The 208-nt window shown below is 66.8% G+C and carries 1 pseudogene; it reads right to left on the bottom strand.

Going from position 1 to position 208, the window contains the following annotated elements:
* Positions 1-208 (bottom strand): annotated as a pseudogene (locus QM716_RS29225) (alcohol dehydrogenase); the annotation flags it as partial.

Genomic DNA, 208 nt, shown 5'->3' on the forward strand with positions numbered 1-208 from the left:
GTTCTCGACCCCGAGTGCGCGCGCCGACAGGATTGAGGCCATCCCCACTCCGCCCAAGCCGACCACCATCACCCTGTCGGCCGGGCGAGGCCTGGCCGCGAAGAGCAGTCCTCCCCCGCCGGTCAACACCGCGCAACCCAGGACGGCTGCGATCACGGCCGTGATGTCGTAGTAGACGGCAACTACCGACTTTGCGTTGACCACCTTA

The organism is Rhodococcus sp. IEGM 1409 (genome assembly GCF_030056735.1).
GTDB lineage: Bacteria > Actinomycetota > Actinomycetes > Mycobacteriales > Mycobacteriaceae > Rhodococcus_F.